Annotated in this window: 1 protein-coding gene; it reads left to right on the top strand. The window is 46.6% G+C overall.

What is annotated here, in order from left to right; genetic code table 11:
- The coding region (locus tag SB752_RS33035; protein ID WP_410719600.1) for a hypothetical protein at positions 1 to 184 on the top strand (184 nt) is incomplete at its 5' end.
- Between the last annotated feature and the right edge of the window lie 65 nt (positions 185 to 249).

The following is a 249-nucleotide window of genomic DNA, read 5'->3' as shown; positions in this document are numbered from 1 at the left end:
GTTGATTTTCACTACTGCCACAACCCCCGGTGACGGAACAAACGTTTTGGAAAAATCATTAGCACATGAGAGAAACGACATCGCGGACAACGTTACAGCCACCAAAGCTCTGACAATCTACACAAATCACCCCGCGATAAGCATGGTTTCGACAACCGATCTTGCTAAAAAAGCACCAGCCTAAAATTTGTGACTCGCGGCCACGTGCAATTCTTATGGATTTAATGGTCGCATTGATCGCTCTCCCAC

The sequence above is a fragment of the Brevibacillus sp. SIMBA_040 genome, assembly GCF_046535075.1.
Classification (GTDB): domain Bacteria; phylum Bacillota; class Bacilli; order Brevibacillales; family Brevibacillaceae; genus Brevibacillus.
This window is presented reverse-complemented; position numbering and strand designations above follow the sequence as displayed.